This window comes from Micromonospora sp. NPDC005172, assembly GCF_040608555.1.
Classification (GTDB): domain Bacteria; phylum Actinomycetota; class Actinomycetes; order Mycobacteriales; family Micromonosporaceae; genus Micromonospora.
On record NZ_JBEXIL010000112.1, the window covers coordinates 1 to 3,702 of the forward strand.

Genomic DNA, 3,702 nt, shown 5'->3' on the forward strand with positions numbered 1-3,702 from the left:
GCCCCGCGCCCCGCGCCCCGCGCCCCGCGCCCCGCGCCCCGCGCCCCGCGCCCCGCGCCCCGCGCCCCGCGCCCCGCGCCCCGCGCCCCGCGCCCAAGATCCTCACAACATCGGGGAAGTTGCTGCATCCCGCTCGCCGGAGACAGCACCATCGGGGACGTTGCGCGGGTCTTGACCACTCGGCGACCCAGGATGACCAACCGGCGGGCACACAGCTTTGCCCAGGAGTATGTGGCCCCGGCCCATGTGCCGACGGAGACACAGCTCGTAACTTCTTGCGCCATGACGGCAGAACCCGTGGCGGTCCCCCACGTCGTACAGGTCGACCTCGCCGGCCGGACCGCCCTGGTCACCGGAGGCGGCGGTGGCATCGGGCGGGCGTGCGCCCTGCGCCTGGCCGCGGCCGGGGCGAAGGTGCTCGTGGTGGACCGCAACCTGGAGGCGGCCAAGGCCGTGGCCGCGGAGGCCGGCGGGCGCGCCGAGGGTGTGGACCTGGCCGACACGGCGGCCGTGGAATCCCTCGACGTGGACGTGGACATCGTGGTGAACAACGCGGGTCTCCAGCACGTGGCGCCGTTGCAGGACTTCCCCGTCGAGCGCTTCGAGTACATCCAGCGGGTGATGGTGGAGGCGCCGTTCCTGCTGATCCGCCGGGCGCTGCCACACATGTACGCCCGGAACTGGGGCCGGATCGTCAACATCTCCTCGGTGCACGGCCTGCGCGCCTCGCCGTACAAGGCGGCGTACGTCTCGGCGAAGCACGCCCTCGAAGGGCTGTCGAAGGTGGTGGCGCTGGAGGGTGCCGCGCACGGGGTGACGGCCAACTGCATCAACCCGGCGTACGTGCGGACCGCGCTGGTGGAGAGCCAGATCGCCGACCAGGCGGCCAGCCACGGCATCGACGAGGCCGAGGTCGTCGAGAAGATCATGCTGGCCCGGGCGGCCGTCAAGCGGCTGATCGAGCCGGAGGAGGTGGCCGAGTTGCTGGCATACCTGTGCTCGCCTCCGGCGTCCTTCATCACGGGCGCGTCGATCGCTCTCGACGGGGGCTGGACGGCCAACTAGTGGGCCCGAGCACAATGTCGACCATGTCGTCGCCGGTGGAGTTCCTCGAACTGCTCGCCCGCGAGGCCGCCGCGGTGGAGTTCGAGGGTCCGCTGGTGGCCGCGCGGGCCGCCGGGGTGCCTGCGGACCGGCTGGCCGAGCTGGAGCAGGCCAAGACCGTGGCGTTGCGGGTCCGCGCGCTGCTGGAGCGCCGCCGTCGCCGGGAGACCGAGTTGTCCGGCCTGTACGACACGGTCAGCGACCTGGCCGGGCTGCGTGACCTGGACGACGTGCTAAGGGCGATCGTGCACCGGGCGCGCAACCTGCTGGGCGCCGACGTGGCGTACATGACGCTCAACGACGACGAGCGCGGCGACACCTACATGCGGGTGACCGACGGGTCCGTCTCGGCACGCTTCCAGCGTCTGCGGCTGCCGATGGGCGCCGGCCTGGGTGGTCTGGTGGCCCAGTCCGGCGCGCCGTACGTCACCGCCAACTACGGCGAGGACGCGCGCTTCCACCACACCGGGGAGATCGATGCCGGCGTGGGCGAGGAGGGCCTGGTGGCGATCCTCGGTGTGCCGCTGCGGCTCGGCTCCACCTCGATCGGGGTGCTCTACTCGGCCAACCGCTCGGCCCGGCCGTTCGCCCGGGAGGAGGTGGCGTTGCTGGTCTCCCTCGCCGCGCACGCCGCGGTGGCGATCGACACGGCCCGGCTGCTGGCCGAGACGCGTGCGGCGCTGGCCGAGTTGTCGGCGGCGAACACCACCATCCGGGCGCACAGCAGCTCGGTGGAGCGGGCCGCGGCGGCGCACGACCGGATGACCGCGCTGGTGCTGCGGGGCGGCGGCGTGGAGGACGTGGCCGCCGCGGTGACGGACGTGCTGGGCGGGGCGCTGCTGGCGTTGGACGCCGAGGGCCGCCTGCTGGCCCGGGTCGGCGAGATCGACGAGCCCGAGCGGGCGGACATCGTGGAGGCGGTGGCCGCGTCCCGTACCGAGGGACGCAGCGTACGCCGTGGTCCACTGTGGTACGCGGCGGTGGTGGCCGGCACGGAGAACCTGGGCGCGCTGGTGCTGCGCCCCGACGACGAGCTGGTCGACGCCGACCAGCGCATCCTGGAGCGGGCCGCTCTGGTGACCGCCCTGCTGTTGCTGTTCCGCCGGACGGTCGCGGAGGCGGAGGGGCGGGTGCGTGGCGAGCTGCTGGACGACCTGATCGCCCGCCCGTTGCGCGACACCGACGCGCTGCGCAGCCGGGCCCGCCGGCTCGGGGTGGACCTGGACGCGCCGCACGTGCTGGTGGCGGTGGGCGACGACGCCATCGCGGCGACCGGCTCGGCTCGGCAGCGGGTGCTCTCCTGGGCGACCACGTACGCCTCGGCGCGGGGCGGCCTGGCGGCGGCGCGCGACGGTCGGGTGGTCCTGATGCTGCCGGGCCAGGACGCCGGCGGCAGCGCCCGAGCGGTGGCGCGGGACCTGTCGCGGGTGACGGGCCGGCCGGTGACCGCCGGGGCGAGTGGGCCGGCGACCGGGCCGACGGCGCTGGCGGGAACGTTCCACGAGGCGGACCGCTGCCTCACCGCGCTCGGCGCGCTGGGCCGTGCCGGTCAGGGGGCGAGCACCGCGGAGCTGGGCTTCGTCGGGCTGCTGCTGGGCACGGTGGGTGACCGGGGCGAGAAGGACGTGGCCCAGTTCCTCACCGCCACGGTCGGGCCCGTCGTCGACTACGACGCCCGGCGCGGGACGGCACTGGTGAAGACGTTGGAGGCGTACTTCGGGGTGGGCGGCAGCCTGGCCCGGGCCGCCGAGCAGCTGCACGTGCACGTCAACACGGTGACGCAGCGGCTGGAGCGGGTCGGACAGTTGCTGGGCGCGGACTGGCAGCGACCCGAGCGGGCGTTGGAGGTGCAGTTGGCGCTGCGCCTGCATCGGCTGCGCGCCCCGGCGGGCTGACCCGACACACGGTCGAGAGAGCGGCCAGGGCGCGGTCGGGTCAGCGGGCGCGGATGCCCTCGAGGACGGCGTCGACGACCTGCGTCGGCAGGTTGCGGTCGTCCAACTCCGGGTTCCACTGGAGTACGCGTTGGATCAGCATCGGCCCGGTGAGCAGCGCCATGGTCACCTCGACGTCGATGTCGGGCCGTAGCAGCCCTTCGTCGATGCCGCGCCGCAGCACCTCGCGCATGAGCTGCCGCCGGGGCTCGATGATGTTCTGGTAGAGCTGGAACTGGTCCGGACTGCGGTTCACCGCCGGCACCAGGCACGGCATGATCTTCGCCGCGCGGGGGTCGACGTTCTGCCCGACCGCGCCGACCAGCACGAGCAGGTCGTCGCGGACGGAGTTGCCGGTCGGCTGCGGCATGATGCCCTTGAGCCGGCGCAGCGCGTCGATCAGCAGCGCGTCCTTGCCCGCCCAGCGGCGGTAGATGGTGGCCTTGCCGACGCCAGCGCGGGTGGCGATCGCCTCGATCGAGAGCGCCTCGATGGTGCTGCCCTCGGCGAGCAGGTCGAGAGTGGCCTCGACGATCGCTTCGTCGGCGCGGAGGCTCCGCGGTCGCCCGGGCGACCGCGGAGCATCGGCGGGGGGCGGGAATTGGGTACATTTGCCCGAACCATTGCCCTCCCATCCAACAACGGCTCCGCGGCGGGGGCCGCC

The 3,702-nt window shown here is 73.9% G+C and carries 3 protein-coding genes; 2 read left to right on the plus strand and 1 reads right to left on the minus strand.

Going from position 1 to position 3,702, the window contains the following annotated elements; translation table 11 throughout:
• Positions 1-282 precede the first annotated feature (282 nt).
• Together ABZV06_RS31935 and ABZV06_RS31940 are read left to right on the plus strand one after the other, a co-directional pair.
• Positions 283-1,065 (plus strand): 3-hydroxybutyrate dehydrogenase, encoded by a 783-nt coding sequence (locus ABZV06_RS31935; RefSeq protein WP_355625977.1) that lies wholly within the window; start codon positions 283-285, stop codon positions 1,063-1,065.
• 14 nt (positions 1,066-1,079) lie between these two features.
• Complete coding sequence (locus ABZV06_RS31940) at positions 1,080-2,999, plus strand: helix-turn-helix domain-containing protein (RefSeq protein ID WP_355247147.1); 1,920 nt, start codon at positions 1,080-1,082, stop codon at positions 2,997-2,999.
• Positions 3,000-3,039: 40 nt separating this feature from the next.
• On the opposite strand, the gene ABZV06_RS31945 is transcribed toward ABZV06_RS31940, so the two are convergent.
• Positions 3,040-3,702: TetR/AcrR family transcriptional regulator C-terminal ligand-binding domain-containing protein (locus tag ABZV06_RS31945; RefSeq protein ID WP_355625979.1), on the minus strand; the 663-nt coding region annotated here is incomplete at its 5' end.

Coding starts and splice junctions, on each gene's coding strand:
- ABZV06_RS31935 (WP_355625977.1), top strand. CDS start 283: ATGACGGCAGAACCCGTGGCGGTCCCCCACGTCGTACAGGTCGACCTC.
- ABZV06_RS31940 (WP_355247147.1), top strand. CDS start 1,080: ATGTCGACCATGTCGTCGCCGGTGGAGTTCCTCGAACTGCTCGCCCGC.